General features: G+C 48.9%; 16 protein-coding genes and 1 other RNA gene. 10 read left to right on the top strand and 7 right to left on the bottom strand.

Annotation, left to right across the window (positions count from 1 at the left end; all coding sequences use genetic code 11):
- Positions 1-50: 50 nt before the first annotated feature.
- Both apt and KKH3_RS04380 read right to left on the bottom strand, forming a co-directional pair.
- Entirely contained in the window at positions 51-608 is a 558-nt protein-coding gene (apt, locus tag KKH3_RS04385; RefSeq protein WP_039356220.1) for an adenine phosphoribosyltransferase, read from the bottom strand.
- A gap of 214 nt (positions 609-822) precedes the next feature.
- A complete protein-coding gene (locus KKH3_RS04380; protein ID WP_039356217.1) occupies positions 823-1,218 on the bottom strand; it encodes a DUF454 family protein in 396 nt (131 codons plus the stop codon).
- A 208-nt stretch (positions 1,219-1,426) separates the two neighbouring features.
- Here KKH3_RS04380 and priC point away from each other — a divergent pair, with 208 nt between their 5' ends.
- Positions 1,427-1,963: a primosomal replication protein PriC gene (gene priC / locus KKH3_RS04375; RefSeq protein ID WP_039356214.1), complete on the top strand. Its 537-nt coding sequence runs from the start codon at positions 1,427-1,429 to the stop codon at positions 1,961-1,963.
- A 37-nt stretch (positions 1,964-2,000) separates the two neighbouring features.
- The gene (gene rsmS, locus KKH3_RS21535) at positions 2,001-2,171 is read left to right on the top strand and encodes a pleiotropic regulatory protein RsmS (protein ID WP_072034499.1); all 171 of its coding nucleotides are present in this window, start codon (positions 2,001-2,003) and stop codon (positions 2,169-2,171) included.
- 57 nt (positions 2,172-2,228) lie between these two features.
- Here rsmS and acrR read toward each other — a convergent pair whose 3' ends face one another.
- Positions 2,229-2,870 carry a multidrug efflux transporter transcriptional repressor AcrR gene (acrR, locus tag KKH3_RS04370; RefSeq protein WP_039356211.1) on the bottom strand — a complete coding sequence of 214 codons (642 nt, stop codon included), beginning with the start codon at positions 2,868-2,870 and terminating at the stop codon, positions 2,229-2,231.
- 165 nt (positions 2,871-3,035) lie between these two features.
- On the opposite strand from acrR, the gene KKH3_RS04365 reads away from it, so the two are divergent.
- The 6 genes from KKH3_RS04365 (at position 3,036) to KKH3_RS04345 (ending at position 9,276) form a co-directional block, all read left to right on the top strand.
- Positions 3,036-4,229, top strand: a complete 1,194-nt coding sequence (locus KKH3_RS04365) for an efflux RND transporter periplasmic adaptor subunit (protein ID WP_039356209.1) — start codon at positions 3,036-3,038, stop codon at positions 4,227-4,229.
- 28 nt (positions 4,230-4,257) lie between these two features.
- Complete coding sequence (locus KKH3_RS04360) at positions 4,258-7,386, top strand: efflux RND transporter permease subunit (protein WP_039356206.1); 3,129 nt, start codon at positions 4,258-4,260, stop codon at positions 7,384-7,386.
- 228 nt (positions 7,387-7,614) lie between these two features.
- Complete coding sequence (locus KKH3_RS04355) at positions 7,615-7,863, top strand: type B 50S ribosomal protein L31 (protein ID WP_039356204.1); 249 nt, start codon at positions 7,615-7,617, stop codon at positions 7,861-7,863.
- 17 nt (positions 7,864-7,880) lie between these two features.
- A complete protein-coding gene (ykgO, locus tag KKH3_RS21530; protein ID WP_005976091.1) occupies positions 7,881-8,024 on the top strand; it encodes a type B 50S ribosomal protein L36 in 144 nt (47 codons plus the stop codon).
- 625 nt (positions 8,025-8,649) lie between these two features.
- Positions 8,650-9,018 (top strand): Hha toxicity modulator TomB, encoded by a 369-nt coding sequence (gene tomB, locus KKH3_RS04350; protein WP_005976089.1) that lies wholly within the window; start codon positions 8,650-8,652, stop codon positions 9,016-9,018.
- A 54-nt stretch (positions 9,019-9,072) separates the two neighbouring features.
- Positions 9,073-9,276, top strand: coding sequence for an HHA domain-containing protein (locus KKH3_RS04345; RefSeq protein ID WP_005976087.1), 204 nt, complete (start codon positions 9,073-9,075; stop codon positions 9,274-9,276).
- Between the two features lie 459 nt (positions 9,277-9,735).
- On the opposite strand, the gene ffs is transcribed toward KKH3_RS04345, so the two are convergent.
- Positions 9,736-9,832, bottom strand: an RNA gene (gene ffs, locus KKH3_RS21525) — signal recognition particle sRNA small type.
- A gap of 185 nt (positions 9,833-10,017) precedes the next feature.
- Here ffs and KKH3_RS04340 point away from each other — a divergent pair.
- Positions 10,018-10,338, top strand: a complete 321-nt coding sequence (locus KKH3_RS04340; RefSeq protein WP_039356201.1) for an MGMT family protein — start codon at positions 10,018-10,020, stop codon at positions 10,336-10,338.
- 19 nt (positions 10,339-10,357) lie between these two features.
- Here KKH3_RS04340 and KKH3_RS04335 read toward each other — a convergent pair whose 3' ends face one another.
- Positions 10,358-10,939 (bottom strand): YbaY family lipoprotein, encoded by a 582-nt coding sequence (locus KKH3_RS04335; RefSeq protein WP_039356196.1) that lies wholly within the window; start codon positions 10,937-10,939, stop codon positions 10,358-10,360.
- 213 nt (positions 10,940-11,152) lie between these two features.
- Here KKH3_RS04335 and tesB point away from each other — a divergent pair, with 213 nt between their 5' ends.
- Positions 11,153-12,016, top strand: a complete 864-nt coding sequence (tesB, locus tag KKH3_RS04330; protein WP_039356193.1) for an acyl-CoA thioesterase II — start codon at positions 11,153-11,155, stop codon at positions 12,014-12,016.
- A gap of 135 nt (positions 12,017-12,151) precedes the next feature.
- On the opposite strand, the gene amtB is transcribed toward tesB, so the two are convergent.
- Together amtB and glnK are read right to left on the bottom strand one after the other, a co-directional pair.
- A complete protein-coding gene (gene amtB, locus KKH3_RS04325) occupies positions 12,152-13,438 on the bottom strand; it encodes an ammonium transporter AmtB (RefSeq protein WP_039356190.1) in 1,287 nt (428 codons plus the stop codon).
- A 39-nt stretch (positions 13,439-13,477) separates the two neighbouring features.
- A complete protein-coding gene (glnK, locus tag KKH3_RS04320) occupies positions 13,478-13,816 on the bottom strand; it encodes a P-II family nitrogen regulator (protein WP_002208627.1) in 339 nt (112 codons plus the stop codon).
- Positions 13,817-13,887 lie beyond the last annotated feature (71 nt).

Below are 13,887 nucleotides of genomic sequence, written 5' to 3'. Positions count from 1 at the left end.
GAGGCGATCATGCTAACACAGCCACGCCGCTATCGGCGAGACTGTTATGATTAATGTCCGGGGAAGTCAACCAGGCTATAGCAGGTGACGCCCATCTCGGTCAGGCGTTGCTCGCCGCCCAGATCGAACAAATTAATGATAAATGCGGCATCGTTGACCGTACCGCCCAGACGACGAATCAATTTCACCGTCGCTTCAAGCGTACCGCCTGTTGCCAGCAGATCGTCGATCACCAGCACATTATCGCCAGCGGAGATGGCATCCGCATGAATTTCCAGCGTATCTGAACCGTATTCCAGTTCATAGCTTTCACTGATCGTCGGACGTGGCAGCTTGCCCGGTTTACGCACGGGAACAAAACCCACGCCCAGCGCCAGAGCCACTGGAGCGCCAAACAGGAAACCACGCGCTTCCGTCCCGACAACCTTCGTCACACCGGAGTTGCGGTAACGGTTTGCCAGCATCTCAATACTGGCCGCATAGGCCACAGGATCTTCCAGCAGGCTGGTGACATCACGGAACAGTATGCCCGGCTTCGGATAGTCGGGGATGCTTTTGATACTGTTTTTAATCAATTCTGCCTGCTGCTGCGCTATTACGGTCGTCATAGTTGTGCCTGATAAAACGTTCTGAACATACAAATGCCGGTCGCCACAAGGCTTCCATCATCGCATGACGTGATGAAGAGGCATTATGACAAAGAGGAAAATGGCGACCCGTGCACGAAAACGGTCAAATCTAGTCAAAGTGACGGATAAATGCAACTGTCCGCACTCTGGGTGCGTATTTTTTGTATTCCCGTCACAGAGGCTGCCGCTTACGCTATCTTTTCGGATTCGCGCCCTGCGTTTGTTGTTCTGGATCAATGACAGGTAAACGAAGCATGAAGGTCAGCAAAATAGCCAAAATGACCAACAGCAAAATCCTGACCCAGACGAGCTTAACCAGCCAGAGCGAAAGCGCGAACGTTAACAGAATCATGGTGACAGCCTTCCATTTTGCCCCCGGCGGCAACGCCCGATGTTGCTGCCAATGACGCAGATAGCTACCAAACCAGGAGCGGTACAATAACCAATCATGGAAACGTGGGGACGAGCGAGCAAAACACCAGGCGGCCAGTAGCAAGAAAGGCGTAGTCGGTAATAAAGGCAACACGACCCCCAACGTTGCCAGCACAACGGAAACCCACCCCAATATCATCAGCAACACGCGATACATATTCACCTTTCTGCTTTGTTCACTACCACTATCTTTTGTCTGCTCAATATATTTTTTCTGCGACAATGTCCATCACACTTTATCACCACCTTGCCCGATGGATTAGTTAAGATATCCTCATGCAGTATATTAAGGCGACGTAGATTTACTATGTCGATCTACCACGCGTCAATTCGCTGAATCATCAGCCTTAGCGTAAGGGAATAAAGTGAACACGCATCGATTGCTGCTGGCGCTTGAACAACAAATTAGCACGCTGGCGAGAGAGCTTGAACCACTGGCGGATAAAGCCGTGCCGCAATCACGTTTTGATCGTCAGCTTTTTAGCTGCTATGGCACCCGGCTACGTGATTATCGCGCCGAATTGGAACAAAATCTGCACGCGATAAAGCAGTTAGTTGCAGAGCAGCGAACCGATCGCGTGGCGTTTCTGGCCGAAAAACTGGTCAGCCAGATAGCCGCATTGCAGCGTGAGCTGGCAACGCAATCATTACGCAGGCAGGAGCAAAGTAACGTACCACAGCCGGAGGATCTGTATCACAAGCTCGCGGAACATCAGGATTATGAACGCCGCCTGCTTTCCATGATTCAGGATAGAGAAAGCCTGCTCACCACACAGACGCTCTTGCGCGAGCAGCAACGGCTGCAAAAAGAGCTGGCAGCGCTGGAAGGACGGCTGTCACGCTGCCGTCAGGCGCTGTTACGTCTGGAACGTCAGATCGAACGCCGTGAGCAAGGATTGTAGCGTACCGGCTTCGCCAAGAAATAAGAGGAACTCATTCATGTCACTTGAAAACGCCCCACCCGAGATCAAGCTGGCGGTCGATTTGATTATGTTGCTGGAAGAAAACCAGATCGAACCGCGTATCGCACTGGCCGCCTTGGAGATTGTACGTAGTGATTTTGAGAAAAAGCTTTCGCAAGAAGAGAAGGACGCTAAATCCTCCGCCTAAGATAAAAATAGCTCAGGTGGTTAAAGGCAAGCGGTGTTAGCGCCGTCGTTCAACGGCTTACTCTGCGGGTTTACGTAGTGCCGGGCTAAAATGCAACATATCAATAAAGGCATCCACCAGCGCCGGGGCTTCCTGATTGAGATCGAAACTTTCTGGCATAAATAGCCAATTCTCCATCACGCCAGAAAAATAGGCACGCATCGCGATCGCCGCACGACGGGGATGAATGTCCGTCGGCAACATCCCCACCCGGATGCACTTAATCAGGTTTTCTTCAATATCGACGTAGCAGGAAAGATAAAGCTCTTTGCGCGCATTGTACGATTGCAACATTTCACCGACAAACTCACATTTGTGAAAAACGATTTCCATAATGGATCGCCAATGTGTATCACTAACGGTTAAACGCAGCATATAAATCAATAATTCACGCATCACGCGGAGTGGATTATCAGGGAATTTTGTCTGATACTCTATTTCAAATTCGCTGATTTTTGACTCTGCCAACGCCCAAATCTCATCAAAGATTTCGGCTTTGTTCTTAAAATGCCAATAAATAGCACCCCGTGTCACACCAGCAGCAGTCGCAATATCAGACAATGAGGTCGCGGAAACACCATGCTCAGAGAAGACTCTTAACGCAGTATCCAATATATGTTGTCGGGTTTCCTGAGCCTGTTTTTTGGTTTTTCGTGCCATGATAATTTGGTTTTTCGTGCCATATCGCTGTATTTGAAGGAAAGTAAGATTTACATACATTCAAGTATGTATGTAACATAGCACGAACATAAGACTATAGCAGCAATGGGTTTTTGAGCTTGTGATCCATTGGTCAATTTCAAATCGGACACTTGAGGTTTATCTATGAACAAAAACAGAGGGCTAACGCCTCTGGCGGCAGTTCTGATGCTTTCTGGCGGCTTAATGCTCGCAGGATGTGATGGCGGCAATAATCAGCAAGGCGGCGCGCAACAGCAGATGCCTGAAGTGGGTATTGTTACGTTGAAAACAGAAGCACTGAATGTGATGACCGAGCTGCCGGGCCGTACAAGTGCTTACCGCATTGCCGAGGTTCGCCCACAGGTCGGCGGAATTATCCTCAAACGCAATTTTATTGAAGGTTCTGACGTTAAAGCGGGCGCATCGTTGTATCAGATCGATCCTGCGACCTATCAGGCAAGCTACAATAGCGCCAAAGGCTCACTCGCTCAGGCTCAGGCTCAGGCAGAAATTGCCCGCCTGACAGTTAACCGCTACAAACCACTCTTGGGCACCAACTACGTCAGCAAGCAAGATTACGATCAGGCTGTCGCGACTTCTCGTCAGGCTGATGCCGCGGTTCAAGCCGCTAAAGCGGCAGTAGACACCGCACAAATCAATCTGGCTTACACCAAAGTTAACTCGCCAATCGAAGGCCGTGTGGGTAAATCCACTGTGACGGAAGGCGCATTGGTGTCAACCGGACAAGCAACGGCATTAACAACCGTTCAGCAGCTTGATCCAATCTATGTTGACGTCACGCAGTCCAGTAACGATTTCCTGCAACTGAAGAAAGAGCTGGAAAACGGCACGCTGAAACAAAGCGAAGGCAAGGCAAATGTCCGCCTACTGTTGGAAAACGGTACTGAATATGCTGAAGCAGGTACATTAGAATTCTCTGATGTTACGGTAGATGAAACCACCGGTTCCATCACGCTGCGCGCCATTTTCCCTAACCCACAGCACAACCTTCTCCCCGGTATGTTCGTACGCGCTCGTCTCGATTCCGGCGTTAACCCAAGTGCCTTATTAGTGCCGCAACAGGGGGTTACCCGCGATCCACGTGGTCAGGCCACGGCGATGGTGGTTGGGGAAGGCGATAAAGTGGAACCTCGCACGCTTAAAACCAGTAAGGCAATTGGTGACAAATGGTTGGTTACCGAAGGCTTGAAAGCGGGCGATCGCGTTATCGTCACTGGTCTGCAAAAAATCAGACCTGGTGCGCAGGTGAAAGCTCAAGAAGTCGCTCAAGAAAATCAGCAGGCGCAACAAGCGTCAGCAGAACCCGCGAAGTCTTAAGACGTTCTAACAGGAGCCGGTATAATTCATGGCTAAGTTTTTTATAGATCGACCCATTTTTGCATGGGTACTCGCCATCATGGTGATGCTGACGGGGTTGCTGGCAATTGTTAAGTTACCTATTGCCCAGTATCCAACGATCGCACCACCCGCGATTGACATCACAGCAACGTATCCAGGGGCCGATGCATCAACGCTGCAAGATTCCGTGACGCAGGTTATCGAACAGAATATGAACGGTATCGATAACCTGATGTACATGTCATCAAGCAGCGACTCCTCAGGTACGGTTCAGATTACGCTGACTTTTGATGCTGCTACGGATGCAGATATCGCGCAAGTTCAGGTGCAGAACAAACTGCAACTGGCCATGCCGCTGCTGCCGCAAGAAGTACAGCAGCAAGGGGTTAACGTTCAGAAATCAAGTAGCAGCTTCCTCATGGTTGCCGCCTTCATCAGTGAAGACGGTAAAATGTCGCAGGAAGATATCGCTGACTACGTGGCCGCTAACGTTAAAGACCCCATCAGCCGTACATCCGGCGTAGGTGACGCACAGCTGTTTGGTTCCCAGTACGCGATGCGTATCTGGCTGGATCCGAACAAACTGAATAATTACCAGTTAACAGCAGGCGATGTTACCACTGCGATCCAAGTGCAAAACAACCAGATCGCCGCAGGGCAGTTGGGTGGTTCGCCACCGGTTCCCGGTCAGCAGTTGAACGCCTCGATCATTGCGCAAACCCGTCTGAATTCAGCAGAGGAGTTTTCTAAAATACTGCTGAAAGTCAATGCTGATGGTTCTCAGGTTCGCCTTGGAGATGTCGCGCGCGTTGAACTGGGTGCAGAAGGCTACGACGTCATAGCACGTTTTAATGGTAAGCCCGCTGCCGGTATCGGTATCAAACTGGCAACAGGTGCGAACGCACTGGATACCGCAACCGCCGTAAAAAATGCACTGACCAAAGCGGAAGAATTTTTCCCTGCTGGCCTGAAAGTCGTTTATCCGTACGATACCACCCCCTTCGTTAAAATCTCCATCAACGAAGTGGTGAAAACACTGGTGGAAGCCATCGTACTGGTATTCCTGGTCATGTATCTGTTCTTGCAGAACTTCCGCGCCACGCTGATCCCAACCATCGCGGTGCCCGTCGTCTTGCTCGGGACGTTTGCTATCCTCTCCGCGTTTGGTTATTCCATTAACACCTTGACGATGTTCGCGATGGTGCTCGCCATCGGGCTTCTGGTGGATGACGCGATTGTCGTCGTGGAAAACGTGGAACGTGTCATGGCGGAAGAAGGTCTACCGCCTAAAGAAGCCACAAAACGGTCCATGGAACAGATTCAAGGCGCGTTGGTTGGTATTGCGCTGGTCCTGTCCGCAGTATTCGTCCCGATGGCCTTTACTGGTGGTTCTACAGGGGCAATCTACCGCCAGTTCTCCATCACAATCGTTTCTGCGATGGTGCTGTCGGTTCTGGTTGCGTTAATTTTGACGCCAGCGCTTTGTGCAACGCTGTTGAAACCGATTGCCAAAGGCGATCACGGTGAGAAAACAGGTTTCTTCGGCTGGTTCAACAGACTGTTCGAGAAAAGCACGAGTCACTACACCGATAGCGTGGCAAATATTCTGCGCAGCACGGGTCGTTATCTGGTCATCTATCTGTTGATTGTTGTAGGTCTGGCATTGTTGTTCTTACGTTTACCGACCTCCTTCCTACCAGACGAGGATCAGGGCGTTCTGCTGAACATTGTTCAGTTGCCTTCAGGTGCGACGCAGGAAAATACCCAGAAAATCATGGACAGAATGACGCAATACTATCTCGAAAATGAGAAAGATAACGTCAAATCTGTGTTTACCGTGACGGGCTTCGGGTTCTCAGGTCGTGGGCAAAACGCCGGTCTGGCCTTCGCCAGTCTGAGTGACTGGAGTGAACGAAGCGGTGCAGAGAATAAAGTCCAGGCAATTGCGGGCAGGGCTAACGCGGCCTTCAGTCAATATAAAGAAGCTATCGTGATTGCAGCCAACGTCCCTGCGATTATCGAACTGGGTACCGCAACAGGTTTCGACTTCCAGTTGATTGACCAAGCTAACCTTGGCCATGCAAAACTGACAGAAGCACGTAACCAACTGCTAGGTATGGCAGCACAACATCCTGATACGCTGGTGCAAGTTCGTCCTAACGGGATGGAAGATACACCGCAGTTCCGCCTCGATATCGATCAGGAAAAAGCGCAAGCGCTTGGTGTGTCACTGTCGGATATCAGTTCAACGCTGGCAACAACGCTGGGCGGATCCTATGTGAATGACTTCATCGATCGCGGTCGCGTGAAGAAAGTTTACGTTCAAGCCGATGCGCCTTTCCGTATGCTGCCAGATGACATAAAAAACTGGTACATCCGCGGTAGCAACGGACAAATGGTGCCATTCTCCGCATTCACGCAGAGCCACTGGGAATACGGTTCACCGCGTCTGGAGCGTTATAACGGCCAACCATCCATGCAGATACAGGGCGAAGCAGCTCCAGGTAAGAGTACCGGTGAAGCCATGGCGTTGATGGAAGAATTCGTCACCAAATTACCGCAGGGTATCGGTTACGAATGGACGGGCATGTCCTATCAAGAGCGGTTATCAGGCAACCAGGCACCTGCAATCTATGCTATTTCACTGATTGTCGTGTTCCTGTGTCTGGCAGCGCTTTATGAAAGCTGGTCAATACCGTTCTCCGTCATGCTGGTTGTTCCATTGGGGATCATCGGTGCGTTAATTGCGGCGAATATGACAGGTCTTGAAAACGACGTTTACTTTAAGGTGGGCCTGCTGACAACCATAGGGCTATCGGCGAAGAACGCCATATTGATTGTCGAATTTGCTAAAGATCTGATGGAAAAAGAAGGGAAAGGGCTCATAGAAGCAACGCTCGATGCCGTTCGTATGCGTTTGCGTCCAATCCTGATGACATCACTTGCCTTTATCCTCGGTGTTATGCCGCTGGTCATCAGTAGTGGTGCAGGCTCCGGTGCACAAAACGCCGTTGGTACTGGCGTAATGGGCGGGATGATTACAGCAACCGTGCTGGCTATCTTCTTCGTTCCAGTGTTCTTTGTGGTTGTCCGCCGTCGTTTCGGTAAGAAAGTCGACGACACAACAGCACACTAAGACAGAATACCCTTCTATATCCCCTAAAAGGCCGCCTAGCGGCCTTTTTTACTTTCCTGCACCCTACCCCTTTCAAATCGATTCACGCCGTGTAGCTCTGATTACATCTTTATCCGTACCCATAGTGGCTCAGAGGATGTTACGGCCTCACGACAACATAATGGTTGATCCGGATGTCAAAAAAGCGCAACATAATAGATATGTTATAACATAACAAATGAGGTAACTATGAAAGCAGGCATTCATCCTGACTATCGCACGGTGGTATTCCATGACACCAGCGCGGATGTCTATTACAAGACAGGGTCAACGATTAAAACCGATCGTACCATCGAACTAGAGGGAACCAACTACCCTTACGTCACGATTGACGTTTCTTCGGCATCGCATCCCTATTACACCGGGAAGCAAAAAGAATATTCCAAAGAAGGTAGCACAGCGCGCTTCCAGCAGCGCTTTGGGAACTTCTTCAAGTAATCAGAGAGGGCTATTAAATGCAGGTGCTTAGTTCACTACGTTCAGCAAAAAACCGCCATAAGGATTGTATTGTAGTCCGCCGTCGCGGACGAGTTTACGTTATATGCAAATCAAACCCGCGCTTTAAGGCCGTGCAAGGCGGAAAAAAGAAAAAAGGTTAATCTTTCTCGACCATATCCCGATACAGCCTGTGTTATGACGCTAACCAGACTGTACGGGATAATCTGCACGAAAAAACTGCTGAAACAATAAGATAACGAGCATCAATCAGCCTTATCAACTGAACAATCCCTTGCATTCCTTCTGCCATTTCTCAGATTTTCAGATAGAAATAATTAAATAAGCAACAGCCGAGTTTATTCTATGCTCGTTGTTACAACAAAAAATCCGAGCTTTAATCAAAATAAATAGCAATAAAAACCTTATCTATTATCCGCGAATTCTACGGACGCTTTTGCTATAGTCATATATAGAATGACGTAATCGTAGCCAGCTTGGTAGAACTATACTTAAGGTTAAGTCATGATATGTTGGTATTTACGCCAGCCCTATTTCGCGACATAGTAGATAGTAGGAGGTACAAAATCTTTGTTATCTCATTCATTGCTGAACAAATCACAATGGCTCGACGCATTATTTGTAACAGCATGAATACGAAACAATGCTAATGTCTTTATCTTGCAAGCTTCATCAGTCTACCTGTTATCTTGCAAGCTTCATCAGTCTACCTGTTTACCAGGTGTTAACCGCAGTAACACTGAATAACGGCTTAACGGAGGGATTGATATGGATGAGTACACACCAAAACATTATGATATTGCCCAACTCAGATTCTTATGTGAGAATCTGTGTGACGAAAGTATAGCGACGTTAGGCGATAGCAGTCACGGCTGGGTCAATGATCCAACATCTGCGATCAATCTCCAATTAAATGAACTTATTGAGCATATCGCTACGTTTATTCTCACATTTAAAATAAAATACCCTAACGAAAGTGAACTTTCAGAGCAGGTTGAAAAGTATTTGGATGATACTTACGTCTTGTTTAGCAACTACGGCATTAATGATGCGGAACTACGGCGTTGGCAGAAGTCCAAAGCAAAATTATTCGGAATGTTCTCAGGGGAGAACGTCTGTACGCCTGCTAAAACTTAAGCAATAATTTATTTATATTTTTTAAACCACCAGGTACTGTTTGCATAGGCTATTATGAAAAAAATCGACTATTTGATGCGTTTGCGTAAATGCACAACCATTGACACTCTCGAACGCGTTATAGAAAAAAACAAGTATGAACTCTCTAATGATGAACTGGAGATGTTCTTTTCCGCAGCCGATCATCGTCTGGCTGAACTGACAATGAACAAACTCTACGATAAAGTTCCTACCGCAGTATGGCGATACGTCCGTTAATTCCTAACAAAGCGTATACAAAAACTGACATTAAATACACTGCGCCGATAATATTATCGGCCTTTGTTTTTATTATCTTTTTAACGTATTAATTGCATAAGACTTGTAACAAATTGTATTTTTCATATTAAGTAAAAACGAATTCTTCCTCACACCTCACGCTTATTTCTCCTGCAATTATCGTTTATAACAATCGCATTGATAGGATCCACTAACAGTATATCCCGTGATGAAAACAGAGGAGGTAATAATTACCACAATTATTACTCGCTGAGTAAAGATGCTCGCTCATCTCCTTGAAGAAACAGCGATCGGTAAATGACATCTATCGAGCAAAGAATGGCGGCTGGGCGTTTATGTATATCATAAAACGGGTTTGGCAGAGAATGTGGTTTACGTGCAGGAGATAAAGACCAGCCTGACGATGAAGGTGGCTAACGAAGTCAGAAATGGTGGAGGCCCTGCCAGCTACATCCCGGCACACACGTCTCCTGCTGCGGCTGCTTCCTTCCGGACCTGACCGAATCCACAGGTTAGTGTTGCGGGAGAACCGACAGGGCCTCCATTGACGACTTTATAACAGCATGCACATGATAATCGCAACGTGTCACAAAGCGGTGGGCATTATCGGCGATGGGATAAGCAATTGCAAGCTAACACAGACTAACCGTTGTTTTCTTACCCACCCCACTGTGCCACTATGATGTTCAATCGATTTAGGAACAGCAGGAACATCCGCTGATGTCAGAAGAACACGATAATTTTCGCCAGCGCGTTTTTCAAATCGTCGCAGCGATTCCTTACGGAAAAATAGCCACCTATGGCGACATTGCACAGCTTGCCGATTCCCCCAGAGCATCCCGACAAGTCGGCGGGGTATTAAAACGCCTGCCGAAAGACAGCAAACTCCCCTGGCATCGGGTAATTAATCGTAAAGGCGAAATATCGCTGGTCGGTGGAGACTATGTACGCCAGAAATCAGCGCTACAGGCGGAGGGAATCATTTTCAATCATCAGGGGAAAGTTGATCTTGCGAAATATCGCTGGCAATACGCGCCATAACGGCGCGTATCCAGATAAATTACCAGACTGGCTGAGGAGCCACGGATGATGCGCCAGACTGCCCCTGAAGCATGTGAGGTGTCTGATTCGCCGGATTAGATATCATTGATCCCTGATTTTTCGCTGGTAAGGGAACAGAGGCGACAGGTACCAGCACCAAATCGGCGTTATTCACCCCGTTGCTAATAACTGGCAAGACGTTCTCCGTCACCATCACAATGCGATTATCGATCGCAACAGCTGCGCTGAGTAAAATGCGCGCGTTGGGCTGAATATCTGCCGGATTATACGGGAGTTCGAATTGGAAAGGTGCCTGCTTTCCTTCTGTACGTGTTACACGCTGGGTAATCACTTTTGAAGGCGCATCCGCCAGCGATGCATCAGACACGGTAACGGTCAAAACGGCGTTGTGAGGTAGCGCAATACGCTGACGAATATTCACAGTACCGGTTACCGCAGGCATCGCGACAGCCGGGCGCTGTGAAGAAGCAGAGGTGACAGGTGCACCTGTCTGAGGAGAAACGCCATAATCACCCCTCTGTGCGCATGCAGCCAGAGTCATTGATAACGTGATACCGCCTAAGATATGCCATAATTTCATTCGGTCAGTCTCCTTTATTATTGTCAGACTACCGGTATCGAAAACCGGTACTAATAAATAGTATGATTCAACCAACACCATAATGATGGTGCAATATTCTGATATTTTCCTGAAACCCACACATTTATTGTAGTAAAAAACTCACAAGAAGACATTTTACACATTAAAAAACAAACAGATGACTAGCCATTCGCATCTATTGGGGCCGATACCATGAGTCAATCACTACAACATCTTCTCGACCTCCTGCATTTAGAGAAGCTCGAAGAAGGGCTATTTCGCGGACAAAGCGATGATTTGGGACTGCGTCAGGTCTTTGGCGGACAAGTCGTCGGCCAGGCCATGTCGGCTGCCAAACAAACTGTCCCCGTCGAGCGCAACATTCACTCTTTCCACAGCTACTTTTTACTACCAGGAGACAGTCAGAAACCTATTATTTATGACGTTGAAAACCTACGTGACGGCAACAGTTTCAGCGCCAGACGCGTGAGGGCTATCCAGAATGGTCGCCCTATTTTTTATATGACGGCCTCATTTCAAAGTCATGAAGAAGGGTTTGAGCACCAAAATGTGATGCCAAACGTCGCACCACCTGAGGATCTGAAATCCGAGCAGGAAATCGCACAAGACATGCAGCACCTTCTGCCCCCCCGCTTTCGCGATAAATTTATTCAGGCCAGCCCGATTGAGATGCGTCCGGTTAAATTCCATAATCCACTAAAAGGTGAAGTGGATGAGCCAGTGCGACACGTCTGGTGCCGTGCCAGCAGCCCGCTGCCGGACGATAAGCGTATTCACCAATACCTGCTCGGCTATACGTCTGACTGCAATTTCCTACTTACGGCCTTGCAGCCTCACGGCGTTGGCTTTTTGGAACCGGGTATGCAGGTCGCCACAATCGATCACTCGATGTGGTTCCACCGTGATTTCCGGCTAGATGACTGGCTGTTATATACCGTGGAAAGCACGTCCGCATCCGGTGCTCGTGGTTTCGTACGTGGGCAATTTTATACTCGGGAAGGCGTGCTGGTTGCATCCAGCGTGCAGGAAGGCGTCATACGTCGCCGCCAGCAGTAAATCTTGCGGCAGCCTCGTAACATAAAAAACCACCTCATTAGGAGGTGGTTTAAGACTGATAATAAAACAGGCGTGGAGTCAATCCCACGCCTGTCTACTTGTATTAAGCCATCTCACTGACTAATTTTAGCGCGCTTATTGGTTGTAAGCGCTCTCGCCATGGCTGTTGACGTCCAAACCTTCGCGTTCTTGATCTTCAGGTACACGCAGGCCGACAATCATATCCGCCACTTTGAAGGCAACGAATGCCACCACGCCCGACCACACCAGACAAACAATGACGCTGAACAACTGAACCCAAACCTGATGCGCCATCGTCACGCCTTCTGCATAGCCAGTACCACCCAGCGAAGCCGAAGAGAATACGCCAGTCAGGATACAGCCGACGATACCGCACACGCCGTGAACACCGAACACATCACATGGGTCATCGACACGCAGCCATCTTTTCAGTACCGTTACGCCCCACAGGCCTGCAATACCGCCAGCCAGACCGATTATCAGTGCGCCACCCACACCAACCGTACCCGCCGCTGGCGTGATTGCTACCAGGCCGGCGATACAACCAGAGCACGCGCCCAGCAGAGAAGGTTTGCCGCGCACCATCCACTCACCGCCAACCCATGCCAGAATCGCAGCAGCCGTGGCGACAACCGTATTCAGGAAAGCCAGAGCGGCGACACCGTTCGCAGCCCCCGCAGAACCGGCATTGAAACCAAACCAGCCGATGTACAGGATCGCCGTACCGATAAATACCATCGGCAGGTTATGCGGTTTGAAGGCTTCTTTGCCAAAACCAGCACGTTTGCCCAGCAGGTAAGCCCCCACCAACCCAGCAACTGCGGCGTTGATGTGAACCACTGTACCGCCCGCGAAGTCCAGCGCACCATCCAGAGCCAAATAACCACCGCCCCATACCATGTGCGTCATCGGCAGGTAGGAGAACGTCAGCCACAGCGCAACGAAGATCAGCACAGCAGAGAAACGAATACGCTCAGCAATCGCACCGACAATCAGTGCGACGGTGATGCAGGCAAATGAAGCCTGATAGGCCACATGTACAAATTGATAGTAGGTGCCGCTGATGGACTCAATCCCGATGCCTTTCAGCATAAACGTGCTGAAGCCACCGAAGAAGGCGTTACCTTCACTGAAGGCCAGGCTATATCCGTAAACGACCCACAGGATACAAACCATCGCGAACGTTACGCTCACCTGCGTCATCATAGACAGAACGTTCTTAGAACGGATCAGGCCGCCGTAAAACAATGCAATGCCCGGTATAGTCATAAAGAGTACCAGTGCGGTACAAATCATAATAAAAGCGTTATCCGCTTTATCAATCGTCGGTGTCGCAGCCATTGCCCAGGACGGGAGTAATGCCGCCACACCGAGACCTAATGAAGAGAGTCGTTTTTTCATTTTCATCCATCCCTATTTACGTATCTACGCTAGGTGTTTTTAAAGTGCGGCTTCGTCAGTTTCACCCGTACGAATACGGATAACCCTTTGCAACTCGGCAACAAAAATTTTGCCATCACCAATTTTTCCGGTGTACGCGGCTTTGCTGATGACGTCGATCACTTCATCCAGTTGATCGTCTGCAATGGCGATATCAATTTTCACCTTGGGTAAAAAATTAACGCTGTATTCCGCGCCACGATATAGCTCCGCATGTCCTTTCTGACGACCAAATCCTTTCACCTCAGTGACGGTGAGTCCCTGGATGCCGACAGAAGATAACGCTTCACGTACATCTTCCAGCTTGAATGGTTTTATCACCACAGTAACCAGTTTCATTTATCTTCCCCCTAGCCATTACGTTCAGGCTTTCGCCCGTCACTTGTTCGATTACATGCTCTATGAAGTAG

It is taken from the genome of Pectobacterium actinidiae (assembly GCF_000803315.1).
GTDB classification, from domain to species: domain Bacteria; phylum Pseudomonadota; class Gammaproteobacteria; order Enterobacterales; family Enterobacteriaceae; genus Pectobacterium; species Pectobacterium actinidiae.
This window is presented reverse-complemented; position numbering and strand designations above follow the sequence as displayed.

Excerpts from the sequence above, each read along its gene's own strand:
- apt (WP_039356220.1), bottom strand. The coding sequence starts at position 608 with ATGACGACCGTAATAGCGCAGCAGCAGGCAGAATTGATTAAAAACAGT.
- KKH3_RS04380 (WP_039356217.1), bottom strand. The coding sequence starts at position 1,218 with ATGTATCGCGTGTTGCTGATGATATTGGGGTGGGTTTCCGTTGTGCTG.
- rsmS (WP_072034499.1), top strand. The coding sequence starts at position 2,001 with ATGTCACTTGAAAACGCCCCACCCGAGATCAAGCTGGCGGTCGATTTG.
- acrR (WP_039356211.1), bottom strand. The coding sequence starts at position 2,870 with ATGGCACGAAAAACCAAAAAACAGGCTCAGGAAACCCGACAACATATA.
- KKH3_RS04365 (WP_039356209.1), top strand. The coding sequence starts at position 3,036 with ATGAACAAAAACAGAGGGCTAACGCCTCTGGCGGCAGTTCTGATGCTT.
- KKH3_RS04360 (WP_039356206.1), top strand. The coding sequence starts at position 4,258 with ATGGCTAAGTTTTTTATAGATCGACCCATTTTTGCATGGGTACTCGCC.
- KKH3_RS04355 (WP_039356204.1), top strand. The coding sequence starts at position 7,615 with ATGAAAGCAGGCATTCATCCTGACTATCGCACGGTGGTATTCCATGAC.
- ykgO (WP_005976091.1), top strand. The coding sequence starts at position 7,881 with ATGCAGGTGCTTAGTTCACTACGTTCAGCAAAAAACCGCCATAAGGAT.
- tomB (WP_005976089.1), top strand. The coding sequence starts at position 8,650 with ATGGATGAGTACACACCAAAACATTATGATATTGCCCAACTCAGATTC.
- KKH3_RS04345 (WP_005976087.1), top strand. The coding sequence starts at position 9,073 with ATGAAAAAAATCGACTATTTGATGCGTTTGCGTAAATGCACAACCATT.
- KKH3_RS04340 (WP_039356201.1), top strand. The coding sequence starts at position 10,018 with ATGTCAGAAGAACACGATAATTTTCGCCAGCGCGTTTTTCAAATCGTC.
- KKH3_RS04335 (WP_039356196.1), bottom strand. The coding sequence starts at position 10,939 with ATGAAATTATGGCATATCTTAGGCGGTATCACGTTATCAATGACTCTG.
- tesB (WP_039356193.1), top strand. The coding sequence starts at position 11,153 with ATGAGTCAATCACTACAACATCTTCTCGACCTCCTGCATTTAGAGAAG.
- amtB (WP_039356190.1), bottom strand. The coding sequence starts at position 13,438 with ATGAAAAAACGACTCTCTTCATTAGGTCTCGGTGTGGCGGCATTACTC.
- glnK (WP_002208627.1), bottom strand. The coding sequence starts at position 13,816 with ATGAAACTGGTTACTGTGGTGATAAAACCATTCAAGCTGGAAGATGTA.